At 67.8% G+C, this 20,663-nt stretch carries 19 protein-coding genes; 10 read left to right on the forward strand and 9 right to left on the reverse strand.

What is annotated here, in order from left to right; all coding sequences use genetic code 11:
* Positions 1 to 19: 19 nt before the first annotated feature.
* The gene (gene scpC, locus HT136_RS18560) at positions 20 to 1,525 is read left to right on the forward strand and encodes a succinyl-CoA:acetate CoA-transferase ScpC (RefSeq protein ID WP_214201309.1); all 1,506 of its coding nucleotides are present in this window, start codon (positions 20 to 22) and stop codon (positions 1,523 to 1,525) included.
* A 117-nt stretch (positions 1,526 to 1,642) separates the two neighbouring features.
* Positions 1,643 to 3,148 carry a S10 family peptidase gene (locus tag HT136_RS18565; protein ID WP_246543892.1) on the forward strand — a complete coding sequence of 502 codons (1,506 nt, stop codon included), beginning with the start codon at positions 1,643 to 1,645 and terminating at the stop codon, positions 3,146 to 3,148.
* A 222-nt stretch (positions 3,149 to 3,370) separates the two neighbouring features.
* Here the strand turns inward: HT136_RS18565 and HT136_RS18570 are convergent, their stop codons facing one another.
* From HT136_RS18570 to tsaD, 5 genes are all read right to left on the reverse strand, one after another.
* Positions 3,371 to 4,063: a hypothetical protein gene (locus tag HT136_RS18570; protein ID WP_214201390.1), complete on the reverse strand. Its 693-nt coding sequence runs from the start codon at positions 4,061 to 4,063 to the stop codon at positions 3,371 to 3,373.
* Positions 4,064 to 4,302: 239 nt separating this feature from the next.
* Complete coding sequence (locus tag HT136_RS18575) at positions 4,303 to 4,977, reverse strand: OmpA family protein (protein ID WP_246543893.1); 675 nt, start codon at positions 4,975 to 4,977, stop codon at positions 4,303 to 4,305.
* 114 nt (positions 4,978 to 5,091) lie between these two features.
* Positions 5,092 to 6,612 carry an oligosaccharide flippase family protein gene (locus HT136_RS18580; protein WP_214201311.1) on the reverse strand — a complete coding sequence of 507 codons (1,521 nt, stop codon included), beginning with the start codon at positions 6,610 to 6,612 and terminating at the stop codon, positions 5,092 to 5,094.
* A complete protein-coding gene (locus HT136_RS18585) occupies positions 6,609 to 7,658 on the reverse strand; it encodes an NAD(P)H-dependent glycerol-3-phosphate dehydrogenase (protein ID WP_214201312.1) in 1,050 nt (349 codons plus the stop codon). Before HT136_RS18585 ends, HT136_RS18580 begins: the two co-directional genes overlap by 4 nt.
* Positions 7,655 to 8,695 (reverse strand): tRNA (adenosine(37)-N6)-threonylcarbamoyltransferase complex transferase subunit TsaD, encoded by a 1,041-nt coding sequence (gene tsaD, locus HT136_RS18590; protein WP_214201313.1) that lies wholly within the window; start codon positions 8,693 to 8,695, stop codon positions 7,655 to 7,657. The genes HT136_RS18585 and tsaD overlap by 4 nt, the downstream gene beginning before the upstream one ends.
* Before the next feature lie 73 nt (positions 8,696 to 8,768).
* Between tsaD and hemC the strand changes: the two genes are divergently transcribed.
* Genes hemC through HT136_RS18605 form a run of 3 tightly spaced genes read left to right on the forward strand, consistent with a single transcriptional unit; the run spans position 8,769 to position 11,469 of the window.
* Entirely contained in the window at positions 8,769 to 9,716 is a 948-nt protein-coding gene (gene hemC, locus HT136_RS18595; protein ID WP_214201314.1) for a hydroxymethylbilane synthase, read from the forward strand.
* A complete protein-coding gene (locus HT136_RS18600; protein WP_214201315.1) occupies positions 9,713 to 10,486 on the forward strand; it encodes a uroporphyrinogen-III synthase in 774 nt (257 codons plus the stop codon). Before hemC ends, HT136_RS18600 begins: the two co-directional genes overlap by 4 nt.
* On the forward strand, positions 10,486 to 11,469 hold the full coding sequence (locus HT136_RS18605) for a hypothetical protein (RefSeq protein ID WP_214201316.1): 984 nt from the start codon (positions 10,486 to 10,488) through the stop codon (positions 11,467 to 11,469). The genes HT136_RS18600 and HT136_RS18605 overlap by 1 nt, the downstream gene beginning before the upstream one ends.
* Positions 11,470 to 11,477: 8 nt before the next feature.
* On the opposite strand, the gene HT136_RS18610 is transcribed toward HT136_RS18605, so the two are convergent.
* Together HT136_RS18610 and HT136_RS18615 are read right to left on the reverse strand one after the other, a co-directional pair.
* Positions 11,478 to 12,725 (reverse strand): FAD-dependent monooxygenase, encoded by a 1,248-nt coding sequence (locus tag HT136_RS18610; protein ID WP_214201317.1) that lies wholly within the window; start codon positions 12,723 to 12,725, stop codon positions 11,478 to 11,480.
* Positions 12,722 to 14,386, reverse strand: a complete 1,665-nt coding sequence (locus tag HT136_RS18615; protein ID WP_214201318.1) for an alkaline phosphatase family protein — start codon at positions 14,384 to 14,386, stop codon at positions 12,722 to 12,724. Before HT136_RS18615 ends, HT136_RS18610 begins: the two co-directional genes overlap by 4 nt.
* Before the next feature lie 94 nt (positions 14,387 to 14,480).
* Here HT136_RS18615 and HT136_RS18620 point away from each other — a divergent pair, with 94 nt between their 5' ends.
* From HT136_RS18620 to HT136_RS18630, 3 genes are all read left to right on the forward strand, one after another.
* Complete coding sequence (locus tag HT136_RS18620) at positions 14,481 to 16,523, forward strand: protein-disulfide reductase DsbD family protein (RefSeq protein WP_214201319.1); 2,043 nt, start codon at positions 14,481 to 14,483, stop codon at positions 16,521 to 16,523.
* A 152-nt stretch (positions 16,524 to 16,675) separates the two neighbouring features.
* The gene (locus HT136_RS18625) at positions 16,676 to 17,302 is read left to right on the forward strand and encodes a hypothetical protein (protein WP_214201320.1); all 627 of its coding nucleotides are present in this window, start codon (positions 16,676 to 16,678) and stop codon (positions 17,300 to 17,302) included.
* Positions 17,295 to 17,747: a hypothetical protein gene (locus HT136_RS18630; RefSeq protein WP_214201321.1), complete on the forward strand. Its 453-nt coding sequence runs from the start codon at positions 17,295 to 17,297 to the stop codon at positions 17,745 to 17,747. The genes HT136_RS18625 and HT136_RS18630 overlap by 8 nt, the downstream gene beginning before the upstream one ends.
* Before the next feature lie 93 nt (positions 17,748 to 17,840).
* Here the strand turns inward: HT136_RS18630 and HT136_RS18635 are convergent, their stop codons facing one another.
* Together HT136_RS18635 and HT136_RS18640 are read right to left on the reverse strand one after the other, a co-directional pair.
* A complete protein-coding gene (locus tag HT136_RS18635) occupies positions 17,841 to 18,461 on the reverse strand; it encodes a YceI family protein (RefSeq protein ID WP_214201322.1) in 621 nt (206 codons plus the stop codon).
* A 12-nt stretch (positions 18,462 to 18,473) separates the two neighbouring features.
* Positions 18,474 to 19,076 carry an FMN-dependent NADH-azoreductase gene (locus tag HT136_RS18640; RefSeq protein ID WP_214201323.1) on the reverse strand — a complete coding sequence of 201 codons (603 nt, stop codon included), beginning with the start codon at positions 19,074 to 19,076 and terminating at the stop codon, positions 18,474 to 18,476.
* 171 nt (positions 19,077 to 19,247) lie between these two features.
* Here HT136_RS18640 and HT136_RS18645 point away from each other — a divergent pair, with 171 nt between their 5' ends.
* Both HT136_RS18645 and trxC read left to right on the forward strand, forming a co-directional pair.
* Positions 19,248 to 20,129: a LysR family transcriptional regulator gene (locus HT136_RS18645; protein WP_214201324.1), complete on the forward strand. Its 882-nt coding sequence runs from the start codon at positions 19,248 to 19,250 to the stop codon at positions 20,127 to 20,129.
* 54 nt (positions 20,130 to 20,183) lie between these two features.
* On the forward strand, positions 20,184 to 20,651 hold the full coding sequence (trxC, locus tag HT136_RS18650) for a thioredoxin TrxC (RefSeq protein WP_214201325.1): 468 nt from the start codon (positions 20,184 to 20,186) through the stop codon (positions 20,649 to 20,651).
* Positions 20,652 to 20,663: the final 12 nt, after the last annotated feature.

Raw genomic sequence — 20,663 nt, forward strand, 5'->3', positions numbered from 1 at the left:
GGTGGACTTAGGAGAGGCCATGCGCATCAAGAACAACGCTTTGCGTTCCAAAATCATGTCGGCCCAGGACGCCGCGCGTCTGATCGCCAACGGCGACACCGTGGGCATGAGTGGCTTTACCGGCTCGGGCTACCCCAAGGCCGTACCCCAGGCGCTGGCCGAACGCGCCGGCGCCGAGCACGCCGCGGGCCGCGATTTCAAGATCGATCTGCTGACAGGCGCCTCGACCGGCCCCGAACTCGACGGGATGCTCGCCAAAGCCAAGGCGATCGGCCGGCGCATGCCCTTCAACACCGACCCGATCGCGCGCAATGCCATCAACGCGGGCGAAATCGACTACCTCGACATGCACCTCTCCCAGCTTGCCCCGATCGCCTGGCAGGGCATCCTGGGCAAGATGGATGTTGCCGTGATCGAGGTCAGCGCGATCCACGAGAACGGCAATCTGGTGCCCTCCTCCTCGCTCGGCAACAACAAGGCCTGGCTGGAACTGGCCGACAAGGTCATCCTCGAAGTCAATTCCTGGCAGAGCGTCGATCTCGACGGAATGCATGACGTCTATTACGGCATGGCACTGCCGCCTTACCGCGTGCCGATCCCGCTCGTGCGCGCGGACCAGCGCATCGGGCAGCCCCACATGCGCGTGGATCCGGCCAAGATCGTCGCCATCGTCGAGACCGATGCGCCCGACCGCAACGCGCCCTTCTCGCCTACCGACGACACCGCGCGCGCGATCGCGGGCAACCTGCTCGACTTCCTGGGACACGAAGTGAAGATGGGCCGCCTGCCGGCCTCGCTCCTGCCGCTCCAGTCGGGAGTGGGCAACATCGCCAACGCGGTGCTGACCGGCCTGATCGACGGGCCCTTCCACGACATGATGGCCTATACCGAGGTGATCCAGGACGGCATGGTCGACCTGCTCGATTCCGGGCGCCTGCGCATGGCCAGCGCCACCGCCTTCTCGCTGAGCCCCCAGGGCGCCGAGCGGGTCAATGCGGATATGGCGCGCTACCGCGAGATGATGATCCTGCGCCAGCAGGACATCTCGAACAACCCCGAGGTCGTCCGGCGCCTGGGTTGCATCGCCATGAACGGCATGATCGAGGCCGACATCTTCGGCGCCGTCAATTCGACGCGGGTCATGGGCTCGCGCATGCAGAACGGGATCGGCGGCTCGGGCGACTTCGCCCGCAACAGCTACGTCTCGATCTTCATGAGCCCTTCCACGGCCAAGAACGGCGCGATCAGCGCGATCGTCCCACGCGTCGCCCATGTCGACCACATCGAACAGGACGTGCAGGTCCTGGTGACCGAACGCGGCCTTGCCGACTTGCGCGGCCTCACGCCGCGCCAGCGCGCGCGCGTGGTCATCGAGAACTGCGCGCACCCCGACTACCAACCCATGTTGCGCGATTATCTGGCCCGCGCCGAAGCGACCAGCTTCGGCGGCTACAGCCCGATGATCGCATCCGAAGCCCTCTCGTGGCACCAGCGCTTCATCGAGACCGGCTCGATGTTGCCCTGATGCACCGCTAAAAGGCCCGCAGACCCCCACCCCCCGCGCGGGCCTTGTCGCCACTTGGCGACACGGTAATGTGCCTCGCTTGCCCACCAGACCCCATCCGGCAAGCGAGGTACTTACTTGTTACGTTGTTCAAAACTGGCGCTTGGCCTGCTCCTCGCCACGAGCGCCATCACCCCCGCCGTCCTCCATGCGGATGACGAGGCAAGCGAAGCCAAGGCTTCCAAATCCGCCGACGATGCCCTCCCGCCGCTTCCGGCCGACAAGTCGATCAGCCAGAGCGCGGTGATCGGCGGCAAGAGCGTGAACTATACCGCCACCGTCGGCACGATCCCGGTCAAGGACGCCAAGGGCAAGCTGATCGGCGAAGTCGTCTACACCGCCTATACCGTGCCCGGTAAGCGCGCGGAGAACCGTCCGGTGACCTTCGCCTTCAACGGCGGCCCCGGCGCGGCTTCGGTCTACCTCAACCTGGGCGCGATCGGCCCCAAGCGCGTCGCCTTCGGTGCGCAAGGCGATTCGCCGAGCGACCCGGCAGTGCTGCGCGACAACCCCAATTCCTGGCTCGACTTCACCGACCTCGTCTTCATCGATCCGATCGGCACCGGCTTTTCGCGCACCCGCGCCGACGAGGAGACGACGAAGAAGGAATTCTACGCGGCCGATGCCGACATCCACTACCTCAGCCGCGTGGTCTACGACTGGCTGGTCAAGGAAGGTCGCCTTTCGAGCCCCAAGTACCTGACCGGCGAAAGCTACGGCGGCTACCGCCTGCCGCGCCTCGCCTACTACCTCCAGACCCAGATCGGGGTGGGCATCAGCGGCATGACGCTCGTCTCGCCCTATCTCGACCCGGCCGCGATCGGCGACGAGACCGCACTTTCGCCGCTCCCCTGGATGATCAACCTGCCCGCCATGGCCGCGGGCAATTTCGAGCGCCAGGGCAAGCCTCTCGACGAAACCACCATGGGGCCGGTCGAGCAGTACCTGCGCACGCAATACGTCGCCGACTTCCTGGCAGGCCCCAAGGACAAGGCCGCGACCGATCGCCTCTCGGCCCGGGTCGCGGAACTGACCGGGCTCGATCCGGCGCTCGTGCGCCGCATGAACGGGCGCGTCGACATCGCCACCTACTTGCGCGAAATTCGCCGTTCGCAGGGCCTCGTCGGTTCAGTCTACGATTCCAACTTCACCGCCTACGACCCCTTCCCCGCCAGCGCCGACCAGGAATACAACGATCCGCTACTGACCACGCTGATCGCTCCCACGACTTCGGCCATGGTCGACTTCGTGACGCGTCAGGTCGGCTGGAAGGTGGATGCACGCTACAACGCGCTGTCCTATTCGGTGAACGAGGCCTGGGATCGCGACAACACCGACAGCCCGGTCCAGGACTTGCGCAAGGCGATCTCGATCGATCCCAAGATGACGGTCGACATCGTGCACGGCTGGGACGACTTGTCCTGCCCGTTCTTCGCCTCGCAACTGATCATCGACCAGATGCCCGATTTCGGCAATGCGAACCGGGTCCACCTGCACAAATACCCCGGTGGCCACATGTTCTACGCACGTCAGGACAGTGGTGCTGCGCTGCGTCGCGATGTAATGGCCAGCTACCTAAAGTAATGCAATCGAATATTTCGCGGAATTAGGGGTAAAAACGATCTTTCAGATGGGCGCAAACTGCTGTATATGAATAAAAAACAGCCGCCACGCCCTCGAAGTCGCAAACCAAAAGAAAAACGCAAAATGCGTAAATTAAATTACTGAAAGCACCATCAAATTTCAAAAACAGAAAAAAGGGGGCAAAAGCCCCCTTTTTTTTTTACAAATGGCGATGCCGAAATTTCAGATTTTGCCGAATTCAGACTCATAAGCCCCGGTGTCGCCTGCAGCGAGAAGCCGCGCCTGCTCGACCCACTTGTCCCGGCGCGGGCGCCCGGCGAAGGCGCCGAGCTTGCCATCGAGTTCGTCGAGATCCGCCTCGCTCCAGGCCGCGATCTGCGCGTAGCGGGTGATTTCCAGCGCAACGAGCAGCTTTTGCATCTTGGGGCCGAGACCCTTGATTTTGCGCAAGTCGTCTTCGGGCCCCTCGCTGACGGCAGGTTCGGCCACGACAGGTTCGGCCACGATGGGTTCTGAAGCGAGTTCGGGCGCGGCTTCCGCCGGCTCGGAAGTAGCTTGCGATACGTTCTCGCCACGCTCGTCCAGCGCGCGCGCGGCCTCGGCCTCCTCCTGCGCGGCAACCGCGATCACTTCGCCGATCCCGGCCATCACGCCGGCAGCGGCAGGGGGATCGATATGCACCGGCTCGGGCTCGCGCGTGACGGCCTCGGGCACCGGCAGATCGTACTGCGAGGCCGGACTCGCCGCGTCGATGAGAGCCTGGTTGCGCTGCGCGGGAGCGCTGCCTTCGTCCAGCACGTCGGGACGGTGCGTACGCCCGCGCGGCGATTTCGAGCCGTGCGCGAATATCCAGTAGGCGACCGCGATGCCGATCACCAGGGCGGCGAGGAAGATCAGCCAATTGGCCTCGATCATTTGCACCACGTGATTATCCTTTACGTTTCCAGACGAGCCAGCCGATGCCCAGACCCATAGCATAGGCCAGCAGCACCGAGACGGCCAGTTCAAGCCACATGGGCATCAGCAGTCCTTTCCGTGCATGAATTGCCGTTTCCCGGCGCGGCCCTTAGCAGCGTCGGGCGACGATCCCAATGGCTTTGCGAAAAGCCTGAAACGAGCGTGTAAAAGGCCGACCACGGCCGCGCACGTCGGCATCAGCCCGGTCCCGGCGTGTCGATCGGCGTCGGCTTGACCGGGGCCGAAACGATCACCGAGAATTCGATGCGCCGATTGGCCGGGTCGGTGGGATCCAATCCCGCGATCGGCTTCTCCGCGCCCACGCCGGTCGCCCGCAGGCCGTCGGCCGGGATGCCACGGCCGATCAACGCCCAGCGCACCGCCTCCGCGCGCGCCAGCGACAGAGCCTTGTTCACGTCGGGATTGCCACCCTTGTCGGTATGGCCCGTCACCGCGATGATACTGCCCACACAGGGCTTGAGCGCGCGCGTGACTTCGTCGAGCAGGCGTCCACTCGCCGGGTCGAGGCGCGCACTCGATTCGGTGAAACGGATCGTGCGCGTCTCGAGGATGCGCTCGACGTCGCCCTGGCAATGGAGCGCCTCGGTGGGCCCTGCTCGGGTGCTCGTGCGCGCCCAGCTGATGCCGCCGATGCCCGGGATTGCCGCAATGCGCGCCGCCACCTCCTTGCGGGTCTCGGACGGCAAGGCATCGCCGCCCGAGAGGATAGGGTGCCGCGTCAGCCAGCCGTAGCGATCCTTGAACGCGACGGAGACCGCCTGCCCGCCCACGGCGTCGCGCGCCGCACGGGCCCGTGCCTCGAGCCCCCCGATGAAGACCGGCCCGCGATAGGCCATGGTGGCGGTGGACATGATCAGGCACGCGAAGGCGCCCGCTCCTACTATCAAGGCTTTACGCGGGTTCATGGCCCAAGCCTAGAGCGCGCAGAGCCCCCTGTCAGCCTCTAACCAACCGATTTTCGACGCCTAGCTCGTCTTGGTCTTCTGGAACAGCTTGCGGTCTTCGGGGCCGAAAGCCTTCTTCCAGATGACGAAGAGATAAGCACCCAGGATCGCGGGGATGCCGAAGGCCAGTTCCACCCACTCGGGCAAATATTGGGTGAAGACGAAACCGATCACGATCGCCGGCGCAGCCGCCCACAAGAGTGGCCAGCGCCAGTTGTTGATCGGCTGCCCCAGATACTTGCCCAACATGCGCGCCTTGACCAGCGAAGTGAGCCCCAGCGCGACGAACAGCGCGGCGGCCGCGGCCGCGGCCTGGAACAGCGAGTTATAGCCCAGCCGCTGCATCGCGAGGATGCCCGCGAAGGTCAGCGCCGCCTGAACCGCGATCGTTGCCAGCGAGACCATCAGGTTGCGCAGGCGATGGATGTAGATCAGCGCCGCCTCGCTGACCACGGCGGTGGACGCCACCACTTCGGCCGCGAGCAGCAACGCGAGCGCGCCCGTGCCACCCACGAACTGGCGCCCGATCAGGCCCATCACGCCTTCCCCGGTAATCCCGAGCGCGAGCGCGATGGCCGCCTGTGCGGCGATGATCCAGAAGCCCACCTGGCTGACCTGTCGGGCGACGAGGGCATAGTCCTCGCGCTTGAGCGCACGGGTGATGACCGGACCCAGCACCGGCTCGAAGCTGGTCTTGAGCTTCTGTGGCAGGCTCGCCACCTGTTGCGCGGCGTAATAGACGCCCACGGCCGAGGGCGGCGCGAGGAAACCAAGCAGCAGCACGTCGACGCGGCGCGTGCCCCACTCGATCGTATCGGCCAGCGCGATCGGCATCGAGCGCACCAGCACCCGACGCATGACCGAGTAACGCGGACGCCATCCGCGCGGCAGGCCATAAAGTCGGATGAAGGGCACGAAGGCGGTGATCGCGGCCGCGAAGATCGAGGCGACATAAGCCATCGACAGCCCGCTTTCGGGCGCGACGAAGATCATCACGCCCGCCATGATCGAGATCGTCCAGGGCTCGACGATCGCGCGCGACCAGACCGTGGGACTGATCTTGAGGCGATAGGCGAGCGCGGCCAGCCAGATCTCGGTCAGCGCCAGTGGTGGGATCGCGACCACGATCAGGCGGTCGAGGAACGTGTACTTGCCCCCGGGGAACATCGGGGTCGGAACCAGCCAGAAGAACAGCGCCGCCGCGCAACTCGCAACGAAAGCCAGAACCATGCCGTCGAAGATGGTGTTCGCGGGCGGCTCCTTGCCCTCGTTCTCGGTCAGTCGCTGCGCGAGACCGCGCTTCTCGCCCATCGAGCAGACCATCGCGGTCAGCTCGATGATGACCAGCGCCGAGGCAAAGCGCCCCATTGCGGCCGGACCGTAGGCCGCCGCGCGTCCGGCGATGAAGAGGAACGGGATGCGCGCGGCAAGCCTCAGGAAGAAGCCCAGGAAATTGGTGCGCCCGCCCTTGGCGAGGGCAGCGATGTCGTCGCCATCCTGCTTCTCGCGGGCCGCCTCATCGCGGCTGACGATTTCGCTCACGCCGCCGGCTCCTGTTCGGCCCGCAGCGGGCGCGCGAGAATCCGCGAGACCACGTCGGCTGCGGGCGCCTTGCCCTCGAGCAGCCGACAGACCGCCTCGACGATCGGCATGTCGATACCGTCGCGTCGCGCGAGTTCGGCCAGGATCGGCGCGGTCGCGGCGCCTTCGGCCACCGAATTCTTGCCAGCGAGCGCCTCCTCGGCACTCTGCCCTTGCCCGAGCGCCAGCCCCAGCGAGAAATTGCGGCTCGACGTGGACGAACAGGTAAGCACCAGGTCGCCAAGCCCACACAGGCCCGAAAGCGTGTCCCCGCGTGCCCCGCGCGCGAGGCCGAAGCGCAGCATCTCGGCATAGCCGCGCGCGATCAGCGCCGCGCGGGCGTTCTGGCCCAGGCCCAGGCCATCGGCGACCCCGCAGGCGATCGCCAGCACGTTCTTGATCGCCCCGCCCACTTCGGCGCCGATCACGTCGTCGGAGTAATAAGGTCGGAAGGCCGGGCTTGCGATCAAGGGCGAAAGGCGCTGCCACTGCGCTTCGCCGCCCGAACAGGCGAGCGTCACCGCCGTGGGCAACCCTGCGGCCACCTCGTGCGCGAAAGTCGGCCCCGACAGCACGGCGAGGCGGCTGCCCGGCGCGGCTTCCTCGGCGACTTGCGCCATGAGCCGCCCGCTCGAGGCCTCGATCCCCTTGGCGCATAGCACCAGGTCGCGCCCGCTCGCAGGCAGTTGACCGATCACCGAGGCGAGGAATTGCGCGGGCACCACCGCCAGCAGGACCGGCAGGCTTGCCAGCTCGGCGAGGTCCGAGGTCGCGCGGATCGCCGGTTCGAGTTCGGCGCCCGGCAGGTAGAGATCGTTGCGCCGTGTGGCATTGATGCGCGTCGCCAGCTCGCTCTCGCGCGCCCAGAGCAGGACCTCGCGCTGCTCACCAGCGCCCTCGCGCTCGCCTGCACTCGCGCCCGCGCGCGCCAGCGCCTGCGCCAGAGCGGTGCCCCAGCCCCCCGCGCCGACGACCCCGATCGCGGCCGGTTTCAGGGGTTCGCTCATGCCTTGACCCCCGCACCGCGCACGGCCTCGGCATCAGGATCGAGCGGCCAGCGCGGGCGCGCCGAGACGTCGAGCGGATCGTTCTGGCCCATCGCGTGGCGCTCGACGCCCGCCCAGGCGATCATCGCCGCATTGTCGGTGCACAACGCGAGCGGCGGCGCGATGAAGGGCAGCGAGAACTGCGCCGCCAGCGTCTCGAGCGCGGTGCGGATCGCGGTGTTGGCCGCGACGCCGCCGGCCACCACCAGCGCGCTTACCGGCACGTCTTCGATGCCCTTCAGGGCCCGGCGGGTGCGGTCGATGATGCATTCGATCGCGGCCTGCTGGAACGAGGCCGCGATGTCCGCGGCGCTGTGCTCACCCGACTGGTGCGCGCGCAGAACCGCACTCTTGAGCCCGGCGAAGGAAAAATGCGGTTCCTTGCTGCCCTTGAGCGGACGCGGCAGCGGAACCGCCTTGGCATCGCCCGACGCGGCGAGCCGTTCAAGCGCGGGACCGCCGGGATAGCCCAGCCCCAGCACCTTGGCCGACTTGTCGAAGGCCTCGCCCAGCGCGTCGTCGATGGTCGTCGCCAGGCGGCGGAAACGCCCGACGCCCTCGACCAGCAGGATCTGGCAATGGCCGCCCGAGACGAGCAGCAGGAGATAGGGAAAGGCAAGGCTGGCATCGGCGAGACGCGGCGAAAGCGCATGGCCTTCCAGGTGGTTGACCGCGATCAGCGGCTTGCCGGTCGCCATGGCCAGCGCCTTGGCCGAGACCAGGCCGACCATCACCCCGCCGATGAGCCCCGGGCCCGCGGTCGCGGCAATCGCGTCGACCTCGTCGAGCGTCATCCCCGCATCGGCGAGCGTCCCCTCGATCAGGGGCGCGAGACGCTCGACGTGCGCGCGCGCGGCGATCTCGGGCACGACCCCGCCGAAGGGCTTGTGCTCCTCGTCCTGCGAGGCGATGCGCTGCGCCAGGATCGTGCGGTCCGCCGTCACCAGCGCCGCTGCGGTCTCGTCACACGAGCTTTCGATACCGAGGACAACACTCATCCTCACATTCCCTGAACCACTTTGCCTGAACGACCTTTTCCTTGCCGCGCCCACGCGCTAGCACACTTCACCGATGAGTACCCACACTTCCACGTCGCAAACGCGCTATCGTCTCGGCACACGCCGCTCGCCGCTCGCCATGGCGCAGGCCCACGAGGCCCGCGATCGCCTGGCCCGGGCGCACGGAATCGATCCCGCGCATATAGAGATCGTGGCCGTGACTGCCAGCGGAGATCGCATCCAGGACCGCGCGCTTGCCGAAATCGGTGGGAAAGCGCTGTGGACCAAGGAGCTCGACGCCTGGCTCGCCGCAGACGAGATCGACTTCGCGGTCCATTCGGCCAAGGACGTCGAGACCCTGCGCCCGGAAATCTTCACCATCGGCGCAGTGCTGGAACGCGAGGACGTGCGCGACGTGCTGGTGGGTGCGCAAAGCATCGCCGCGCTGCCGCCCGGCGCCGTGGTCGGCACCAGCGCGCCACGCCGCGCCGCGCAACTGCTCCACGCCCGCCCCGACTGCGAGGTGGTGACCTTCCGCGGCAATGTCGCCACCCGCCTTGCCAAGCTCGCCGCGGGCGAAGCGCAGGCGACCTTCCTCGCGCTGGCCGGGCTCAACCGCCTGGGCGAGACCGGCACCGGCCACCCGCTCGACGCCGAAGACTGGCTGCCGGCCCCGGCACAGGCCGCGATCCTGGTCGAATGCCGTGCCGACGATGCGCGCACCCGCACCTTCCTGTCCGCGATCGACCACATGCCGAGCCGCCGGGCGGTGCTCGCCGAGCGCGCCCTGCTCGAAGGGCTCGGCGGCAATTGCCACAGCCCCATCGCCGTTCTCACCCGCAACGACGACGAGGGGCTGCACATGCGCGCGGCGATCTACGCGCCCGACGGCAGCGAGCGGGTCGAGAGCGAGGCCCGCTTCGCCCACGACGACGCGCAAGGTCCTGGCCGTCTTGCCGCCGACCTGCTCGCCAGGGCCTCGGCACGCGTCGCGATCCACTTTTCCGGTCCGGCCGAGTGACCGCCGGGCCCCCGCCCCGTTCATCGCCTCGTTCACCGCCCCGCACCCCACGCCTGCTCGTCCTGCGCCCCGAACCCGGCGCCCACGCCACGCTCGAGGCGGCGCGCGCACTTGGCCTCGCCGCACAGGCCTATCCGCTGTTCGAAATCCGCCCCCGTGCGTGGCCGGCGCTCGATCCAGCGGACGTCGACGCGCTCCTCATCGGCAGCGCCAATGCCCTGCGCCACGGCGGCGCCGATCTCGATCGCTACCGAGGCAAGCCCGCCTATTGCGTGGGAGCCAAGACCGCCGAAGCCGCGCATGACGCGGGCCTCGACGTCGTGTTTACCGGCAAGGGAGGATTGCAGGCCACGCTCGCGGCCCTGGCCCCCGGCCACGCCCGCCTGCTGCGGCTTGCCGGACGCGAGCGCGTAACGCTCAGCCCTCCTGCGGGCGTCACCATCGCCACGCGCGAAGTCTATGCCAGCGAGGCACTGCCCGCGTGCGAGGGCCTGCACCGCGAACTTCTGCACGCGCAGGAAGGCCTCGTCGCCCTGCTCCATTCGGGCGAGGCCGCCGCGCGTTTAGAAGAGCTATGCCTGGCCTGGGAAATTCCCACGCACTTCGTTCATCTTGCGGCCATCGGTCCGCGCGTATCCTCCCGCCTTCACGCGCGCTGGGGCAGGGTGCAGGATGCGATCGAACCCAGCGACACCGCGTTGCTGGCCTTGGCTGCACAGATGTGCCAAGAGATCGCAACGGGATCGGTACAAGCAGACAATCACACCTGATGCAGGACTTCGAGACACAACCTTTACAGCGCGATACCGCGCACGTGCCGCGCAGCCGTTCGAGCGGCGGCGTGTTCTTCGTCGCGCTCGTCGCCTTCCTGCTCGGGGCCGCGCTGGTGGCCTGGGCCTCCTCGCGCGGGATGCTCGACAAGTTCCTGCCGGTGCCCGACGCCTCCGAGACGCCCCTCGCCGATGCCAGCGACGAAGCGGCCGTGACACCCGTCACCGCCCCCAGCCCCACGAACGATCTCCCGGCCAGCAAACCGACGCCCGAGCAGATGGCCGCGCTGGGCAGCGTCGAAGGCCGGCTCGCCATGATCGAGGACCGCCTCTCGCGCATCGACTACGAGACCGACGCAGCCTCGGGCAACGCCGCGCGCGCCGAAAGCCTGCTGATCGCCTTCGCCGCGCGCCGCATGGTCGATCGCGGCGAACCGCTGAGCTACGTCGCCGACCAGCTCCGGCTGCGCTTCATGGACGCCCAGCCCAACGCCGTCGACACGATCATCGCCTTTTCCAAGGCCCCGGTGACGATCGACGAGCTCAGCGCCCGGCTCGAGGCGCTTTCGCCCGAACTGACGGTCACCAGCCGCGAGGTCAGCTTCTGGGACCGCGCGCGCAACGAGATGAGCTCGCTGTTCACCGTGCGCCGCGATTCGCCCGCGCTCGTCTCACCCAAGGCCCGTATCGAACGCGCCCGCATCATGCTGACCGCACGCCGCATCGACGGCGCGATCAACGAAGTCGAACGCCTGCCGGGCGCGGAAGCCGCCAAGAAATGGATTGCCGACGCACGTCGCTACGAACGCGTGCAGAAGGCACTGAACCTGCTCGAGACGACCGCCATGCTCGAACCGCGCCGGTTGAAGGACGCCGAAGGCCATGCAGTCGACCAACCCAGCCCGCTAGCCGCGCCGGGCGCTTTCTTCGATCCCGGCGAGACACCGGAATCAACGCCAAGCGCCGATTCCGGAGAGGATTGAACGGACGATTAGCCCTGCAGGAGTTCGGGCAGCTTGCCCGACATGCCCCGCGCCTCGTCCATGAAGAAGCGCTTGAGCAGGCCACTGCGCTGCACGCCCGCCATTCCCAGGCGCCGGATCGCGCTCGGGATGCGGCCCGGGATGCCGAACAGGCGTGTCAGCGTGTCGGTCGCGGCCATGACCATGACGCTGTCGAGACTGCGCCACTTCTCGTAGCGGGCAAGCAATTGCGCATCGCCCGGATCGAGGCCGAGGCGCATGCCTTCGGCCAGCACCTCGACGAGCGCGCCGACGTCGCGCAGGCCCAGGTTCAAACCCTGCCCCGCGATCGGGTGCATGCCGTGCGCGGCATCACCGATCACCGCCAGCCGCTCCTCGACGACGTTGACGGCGTGGTGGAAGCGCAAGGGATAGCTCATGCGCGGGGCGGACAGCTTGATCTCGCCCAGCACGCCGTGCATGCGCGCGGCAACCTCGTTGACGAACATCGCATCGCTCATCGCGATGACCCCGGCGGCATCCTTTTCGGCGACGGTCCAGACGAGCGCGCTGCGGTGGCGCCCCTGTTCGTCATCGAGCAGGGGCAGCAAGGCGAAGGGGCCGGCCGGGTAGAAGATTTCCCAGGCCGTGCCGCCATGCGGCTTGGAGTGGTAGAGCCCCGTCACCATCGCGCGGTGCTTGTAGTCCCACTTGGCCATCGAGAAGCCCGCTTCGTCGCGAGTGGGCGACTGGCGCCCCTCGGCCGCGACGAGCAGCGAAGCCTTGAGCACGCGCCCGTCGCTCAGCTCCACCTCCACGCCGTGCGCGCCGCGGTCACGCCGGACGGCCTCGGTCCTGACGTGCCAGGCGATGGCGGGCTCGTCGCGCGCCGCGTCGAACAGCGCGATCCGCAAATCGCGGTTGGCGTACATGCGTCCAAGCGTGCCCTCGTCGGGCTTGGGCTGGAAGTCGATGCGGCCCGGCTTCATCCCGTCGGTTACCGCGATCGAATCGATCGCGCAGCCGAGCGGGGCAAGTCGCTTGCCAAGGCCGATGTTGCAGAACAGGTTCCAACTCGCGGTCGAGACCGCCGAGGCGCGGCCATCGGCGCCCTCGGCCACCAGGTCGGCCGGGTCGGCCCGGTCGACGACGTGGCTGGTGATCCCGGCTTTCGCCGCGGCCAGCGCCAACGTCATGCCGACGAGGCCGCCGCCCAGGATGATGAGATCGCGGCGGGTGTCGTCCGCCTTCGGGGAACCTGTTTGCGAATCGCTCATGACGGGCAGCTATCGGCCCCTGACGCATCAATGTCGAGACATCTTCCGTCCCAGGTGCCGGCAGGCGCGGTCAGCCCCACGCTGGCGGCAAGAGTGGGGGCAATATCAACGGTTTCGACCGGATCGGGCTGCTCGAAGCCCTGCATCCCTGCGCGCCAGAACAGCATCGGCACGCGGCGGTCGTAGTCCCAGGGGCTGCCATGCGAGGCGACCTTGAAGGGTTTGGCCTTCCCCGGCACGACACCGCGCCGGGTCAGCATCTGCACGTCGCCCGAGCGGCCCGGGACGAACGAGGCGCGCACCTTCTGGATCAGGTTCCAGTCCTGCGGGTGGCCTTCGGGCATCGGCTGGGCCAGGATCTCGTCGGCCGAGAAGGCGCCCTCGATCTGTGGATTGGCCTTGAGGATGGCGAGAAGCGCGTCGACGACCTGCTGCTTGCGCGCGCCGGTCAGTTCGGCCGAAAGCCAGACGCTCCCCGATTCCCCGCCGCCATAGAGCATCGGGCCCTGCTGCACCGCGATGCCGGTGCGGCGCGACACCTCCTGCTCCAGCGAAGCGGCGGTGAGCGCGGGATCGATGCGCACCGCGTCGCGGTTGCCGCGCTGATGCTGGCGCTCGGGCGCGTCGAAGCCCCCGTGGTCGGCGCTCAGCACCACCTCGTAGTCGATCCCGCGCGCGTCGAGCGCGTCGAACAGCGTACCCAGCGCGGTGTCGAGCGTGTTCATCTGGATGCACATCTCGACCCCTTCGGTGCCGAAGGCGTGGCCGACCTTGTCTGTGTCCGAGAAGCTGACCGAAAGCACGTCGGGCACCGCGTCCTTGCCCATGCCCAGCTCATCGACGAGACGCACCGCCATTTGCGCGGTGGCAAGGTCGCCACGCGGGCTTTCGCTGAAGGCCCCGAAGTCCCCCTTGGCGAAGGGGAACTTGTAGGTACCGATAGTGAAATCTCCCACCGAAGTCGCGCGGTCGTAAGGCGCGCAGAAGCCGGGCACCGCCATCTCGCCGCCACCGGCCGCGACCAGTCGGCCGAGCTCCGCGTTGTAGGCGTTCACGGCGGGCAAGGCCTTGCGGTCGAGGAAGGTGGTGAAGCCCTGCTTGCCGAACCAGTAGACCGCGTCGGTATCATGGCCGCTCATCATCACCGCCGCACGGTCCTTGACCGAAACCGCCGCGTTGATCGTGCGCGGATCGCGCTTCTTGAGAAGGTCGCCGAGCGTGGGCGCCTTGAGGTGCTTGGGGCTCACCACCGGGTTGTCGGGCGAACTGCGCGGGTCGCTCTCGTCCTCGACGCAATAGACTTCCTTCTCGGCGCGCGCGAGGCCGGGCTCGAACCAGGAATTGGCGGTGATGCCGGTGCGGGCGGGGTGGACCCCGGTCAGCAAGGTGGAGTGGCCGGGGCAAGTCTCGGTCGCCGCGTGCGACTGGAAACCCGAGGGGAACACCGCCCCCTTCAAAAGCCGGGTGAACCCCTTGGAGAAGTGCTGGCGGTACTCGGCGAAGAGGTCGGCCGAAAACTGGTCGACCGAAATCGCGACGATCAGGCGTGGCGGCTCCTGTGTCGAAGCGGCGACTGCCGGTGCATTCGCCGCGTCGCCCGCGAAGGCCGGAGACGCGGCCAGGGCCAGGGCCAGGGCGATCGAGGAGGGCAAGAGGCGCATGGGAGTTCCTTGAATTGTGGGCGCGCACGGGGCACAGGCAGCTAGGACGGGTCCGCGTGTTGGGCGCTCGGCCCGTTTCGCGCAGGGAAACCGTATGAAATCGCGTCGTTATCGCCCGTTTCTGACAGTCGTGTGTCAATTTCTGGCGCTTCTCCTGTGCGCATCCCCGGCGCTGGCGGCGGGCAACCACATCGCCGCGCGCCTGCTGGCCGCTCCCGGCGCCGAGCCCGGCAAGCAAACCACGCTCGCGATCGAGATGCAGCCCGAAAAAGGCTGGCACGGCTACTGGGTCAACCCGGGCGACGCCGGCCTCGGCATGCGCCTCGACTGGTCACTGCCCGAAGGCGCGGAGGCGGGCGAGCCACTCTATCCGGTGCCGCACACGCTGCTTGTCGCCGGGCTGATGAACCACGTCTACGAGAGCACGTATGCGGTACTCGTCCCCCTCACCCTGCCCGCAAGCCTGCGCGCGGGGGACCGCGTGCCGGTGCGCGTGAAGGCGCAGTGGCTGGCCTGCACCGAGGAAATCTGCGTTCCCGAGCGCGCCGAACTCGCCAGCGAAGTCGTCGTCGGACAGGCCGACGCCAAGCTTGCCCGGCAATTCGCCAAGTGGCGGCGCCTGCTGCCCGCCCCGCTCGACGCCAGCGCGAGCCTGGCCCTCGGCGCCAAGGACCTGCGCCTGGCGATCCCGCTTCCCGCCTCGGTCGATCTCGACAACCCGCACGTCTTCATCCGCGAGGACAAGCTCGTCGACTATGCCGGGCAACAGTCCTTCGCGCGCAAGGGCGACACGCTGCTGGTGACGATCCCGCGCGCGCCCTTCGCTGCGCGCGAGGCGACCTCGCTCGAGGGCGTGCTCAAGCTCGACGGCTTCGGCAACGGTCTTTCGTTCTCCGCCCGGCAAGGCACCGTCCCTGGCGGCGGAACCCCGCTGGCGGGCCCCGACAGCAGCGAGCTGCCCGCCCTGCCCTGGCTGCTCCTCGCCGCACTCGCGGGCGGGCTTCTCCTCAACGTGATGCCCTGCGTCTTCCCGATCCTTTCGCTGAAAGCGCTTTCGTTGGCGCGCGCGGGCGAGAGCGAGGCGCATGCCCGGATCGAGGGGCTGGCCTATGCGGCCGGCGTGGTGCTGGCCTGCCTCGCGCTCGGCGGCGTGCTGCTGGCCTTGCGCGCGGGCGGTGAGCAAGTGGGCTGGGCGTTCCAGCTTCAGGAACCCGCGGTTGTCGTCGCCTTGCTCCTGCTGGCCGCGACGATCACCGCCAACCTGCTTGGCCTCTTCGAATTCGCAGTGCCCGGCTTCGCCAGCGAAGGCAGCCCACAGGGCGCCTTTGCCACCGGGCTCCTGGCCGCCTTCGTCGCGACCCCTTGCACCGGTCCGTTCATGGCGAGCGCGATGGGCGCAGCGCTTCTGCTGCCGGTCGTGCCCGCACTCGCACTCTTCGCCACACTGGGTCTTGGCATCGCGCTGCCCTTCCTCGCCGTCGCCTTCGTGCCCGCCCTGCGCACCCGCCTGCCCCGCCCCGGCCGCTGGATGGTCACCTTCCGGCGCTGGATGGCCGTGCCGATGGCGCTGACCGCGCTCGCGCTCGGCTGGCTGGTCTGGCAGGTCGGGGGCGAGATCTACTTCGCCGTCACGCTGCTCTTCGCGCTGCTGCTGGTGCTTGCGCTCTACGGCGTAGGGCGCGCGCAGCGCCGGGGCCGCAAGGCGCGCCCGGCCGCCCTCCTCGCGCTGTTCGATGCCCTCGCCTGCCTCGCCCTCCTGCCCAGCGCCGCGCCCGAACCGGTGGCCGCCGCCTCGATCCTCGACACCCGCCCCTTCTCCGCCGCCGCGCTCGACAGCGCGCTGCAGAGCGGCAAGCCGGTCTTCGTGTGGATGACGGCGGACTGGTGCCTCACCTGCAAGGTCAACGAGCGGGTCGCGATCGAGCGCGAGGAAACGCGCGAGGCCTTCCGCAAGCGCGGCGTCGTGGTGCTGCGCGGCGACTGGACCCGGCGCGATCCCGAGATCACCCAGTACCTGACCGAACGGGGCGCGGCAGGGGTCCCGCTCTACGTCTGGTACGCGCCCGGCAAGGCGGCCGAAATTCTCCCACAAGTCCTGACCCCCGCGTTGTTGAGCGAAAAGGCCACCCAGAAATGAGAAACCAGGCCCGTCCCGCGAACCCGGCATTAATTGCGGCAAAGCGTTCGGGCATCGGAAACTGATCTGCCTCGGTTCTCATTGAATAGGGCGTAAGGACGCGCGGGGCCTTGTTTCCCATCGCGATCCAGCCACCATTCGGGAGACGAGACGTGATTACACTTACCCCGCTCGAGCTGGTCATCGGCCTGCTCGTCGTGGCGGTCCTGGTCGGTATCGCCGTTACCGCGATGCGCCGCCGCCATTCCGCGACGCTCAAGACCCGCTTCGGCCACGAATACGAGCGCGCGGTCGATTCGACCGGGAGCACCCACAAGGCCGAAACGCTGCTGCACGAACGCGAGAAGCGCGTCGCCAGCTTCGACATCCGCCCGCTTTCAGGCCCCGAACGCGAGCGTTACGTCACCGAGTGGCGCGCCGTGCAGAGCCGCTTCGTCGACAGCCCCGCCGACGCCATCACCCGCGCCGACGTGCTGCTGGGCGAAGTGATGGAAGCGCGCGGCTATCCCGTCGTCGACTTCGAGCAACGCTCGCAGGACCTCTCGGTCGACCACGGCGACGTCGTGGAGAACTACCGCACCGCCCACACCATCGCGCAGCGTCATGCGCGCGGCGAGGCGACTACCGAACACTTGCGCCAGGCGATGATCCACTACCGCGCGCTGTTCGACGATCTCGTCAACGAACCGCAGGGCAATGTCCCCGCGATCGCCCGCCGCGAAGGGCGTGTGATCGACCTGCGCACCGAGAAGACCCGTGAGGAGCACCCCCATGACTGATGGCCTCAACCGTACCGGCAGTTTCGCCGAGCCCGCCGCCATGCCTGTCGACACCACCTACTCGCAGGAAAGCGATCAGGCGATCTCCACCGCCGATCTTGCCCGGAGCGGGAACGACACCGCACGACTGGCCGAGACCCGCGCCCACGATCAAAATGGCACAGCCATCGAAGACGACGCCCCACTCTTCCCTGGCAAAGAGGCGCAGGCCTTGCGCTCGCGCTGGGAAGGCGTCCAGGCGGGCTTCGTCGATGAACCCCGTCGGGCAGTCGAGGATGCCGACGCACTCGTTGCCTCGGCGATGAAGCGGCTTGCCGAAAGTTTCGCCAGCGAGCGCGCCACTCTGGAAGGGCAGTGGGACCGCGACGGCGAAGCCTCGACCGAGGACCTGCGCCAGGCGCTCAAGCGCTACCGCGCTTTCTTCGGGCGCCTGCTCGCGGTCTGACGCGCGCCCGAATCCAACCAAAACAGGCCCGGATCTCCGCCAAGATCCGGGCCTGTTTCTATATGCGACCCGGTGACGGGCTTATGTGGGGCGTCACTTAGCCTGTTCGAAGGCCGCGCTGATCCGCAATGTCACCGAATCTCCGACCATCGGAACATATTTGGTCACCCCGAAGTCCGAACGCTGGATCGTGCCGGTGGCGTTGAAGCCCAGGGTGTAGGCCTTGCTCATCGGATTGACCCCGCCCGCGTTGAAGCTGGCGTGAAGCGTGACGGGGCGGGTCACGCCGTGGAACGTCAGGTCGCCGGTCACGTCGGCGGTGCGTTCGCCGGTACGGGTTACCTTGGTCGAGACGAAGGTCATCGTCGGGTACTTGGCCGCGTCGAACCAGGTGGGGTCGCGCAGTTCGCCATTGAGCGTGTCGTTGGTGGTGTCGATCGAGGCGACCGGAATGGTCACCGCAAGCTTGGCACCGGCGACGTTCTTCGGGTCGAGCGAGAGCGTGCCCGAAACGCCCGAAAATTCACCATAATAGTCGGTAAATCCGAAGTGCAGCACCGAAAAGCCGACGCGGGTGTGCGAAGGCTCGACGTTGTAGGACCCGGCCTGCGCCGCCGCAGGCGCCGGATCGGCGGCCTGGGCATAGAGGACGGCGGGAACCGACGCCAGCAGGGCGACGGGAAGCAGGGCAAGCTTGAGAGTGGAACGTGTCATGGGCTTCTTCCTTCAGGCGAGCTTGGCGATGGCGGCCTTCGCGTCGGCGATGGCGCTGGCGGCCGCTTCGGGACCGAAGGCCATGCCCTCGGCGGTGACGACCTCGACTTCGGTCACGCCCATGAAGGCGAGCATGCCCTTGAGGTGGGGCATGCCGAAGACGATGCCGGCATCGTCATCATACTTGCCCGCGCGCGCCTGCGCGACAACGGCCTTGGTGTTCTTGACCAGTCCCTCGGGCCCCTGCTCAGTGTACTTGAAGGTGGAACCGGCGCGCAGGACGTAGTCGAACCAGGCCTTGAGCGTCGAGGGAAGACCGAAGTTGTAGATCGGCAGGCCGAACACCAGCACGTCGGCGTCCATCACCTGGGCGATCAGCTCGTCCTGGAGAGCACGCGCCTCCTGCGAGGCCGGGGTCAGCTTGTCGCCTTCGGGCGCCGCACGGCCGATGCCGACGAGCGAACCCGAGTTGATGTGCGGGACCGGATCGGTGTCGAGGTTGCGCTCGACGACGTTGGCACCTTCGGGCAGTTCGGCGAGATAGGCGTCGATCAGCTGGTTGCTGACGGAAGCGGCGCCGGTGGCCGCGGAACGGATCACGAGATACTTGGTCATGCGAATGGAACTCCTGGATAATGGGGGGTGGCGCCCCTTCGTAAAAGGGAGCCGCCAGGGCTTCGCAGGAAGCTTGATGAAGGAGATAGTCCTGCTAGTTTTGCATGACCATTGGCGAGATGAGCATACCTTCCATGCAAAAACGGATAGATGGCGTTTCCAGGGGCCCTCATGCACTGGGATGACATCCGCACCTTCCTCGCGATCGCGCGGGCGCGCAGCCTGTCGGGCGCGGCGCGCGAGCTGGGTCTCAGCCAGAGCACGATGAGCCGCCGTCTGACGGCACTCGAGGAGCGCAGCGGTGCGCGCCTGCTGCTCAAGACGCCGAGCGGCTACACGCTCACGCCGCTGGGCGAATCGGTGCTCGCCAACGCCGAGCGCATGAACGAGGACGCCCGCGCGCTCGAGCGCATCGTCCAGGGCCGCGACGTCGCGCTGCAAGGGCTGGTCCGGCTGACCACGGTGGAGACGATCGCCAACCGCCTGCTGCCGATCGCGGCGGCGCGCCTTCGCGAGAAATACCCCGGCATCACGATCGATCTGCTCTCCGACACCCGCTCGCTCAGCCTGATCGAGCGCGAGGCGGACCTGGCGATCCGCATGGTCCGCTTCGAGCACAACGAGCTCGTCTCCAAGCGGATGGGAACGATGGTCTGCGCGCTCTACGCGAGTTGCGACTACCTCAAGGCGCACCCCGAACCGCTCACCGATCCCGCGCACACCGTGATCACCGTCATGCCCGACATGGCGCACCAGAACGAGGCCCGCTGGCTTGAGGAGAAGGTCCCCCACGCAAGCGTCGTCTACCGCACCAACAGCCGCGACGCGCAGGCCGGCGCGGCGCAATCGGGACTGGGTATCGCCTGCCTGCCCATCTACCTCGCCGAGGCCACGCCCGGGATCGAGCGCATCTCCCACGCGGGCCTCGGCCCCGCGCGGGAAATCTGGCTCGGCGTCCACCGCGACTTGCGCGACATGCCGCGCATCCGCGCGGTGATCGAGGCGCTCGACGAGGCCTTCAAGTCCGAGCGCCTGCGTTTTTCGGTCGCCTGAGACCTTTCGCTCGCTGTTCGTCGCGCCCATATCGCGGCCAAGGAGAACGCGTCCATGTCCAGCCCCGCAAGTACGCCCGAGAGCAAGATCGTCGTATGCCCTTCATGCGGCGCCTCGAACCGCGTCCCCCTGGCGAAACTCGGCGCCGGGGGCACCTGCGGGCGCTGCCACTCCGCGCTTTTCACGGGCAAGCCACTGGTGCTGACCTCGGCCAATTTCGATGCCCACGCGGGCAAGGGCGACCTGCCACTGCTGATCGACTTCTGGGCGAGCTGGTGCGGCCCCTGCCGCCAGATGGCCCCCGCATTCGAGGCCGCCGCCGCGCACCTCGAACCCACGATGCGCCTCGGCAAGCTCGACACCGAGGCCGAACAGGCCATCGCCGGGCGCTTTTCCATCCGCTCGATCCCGACCCTGCTGCTCATGCTCCGGGGCCGCGAGATTGCGCGCCAGTCGGGCGCCATGCCCCCGCAGGCGATCGTGCAATGGGCGCAGGGGGCGCTGATGGGCATGGCCCGCTAGAACGGCGCACGC

Origin of the sequence: Novosphingobium profundi (assembly GCF_018491765.1) — a bacterium.
GTDB classification, from domain to species: Bacteria; Pseudomonadota; Alphaproteobacteria; order Sphingomonadales; family Sphingomonadaceae; genus Novosphingobium; species Novosphingobium profundi.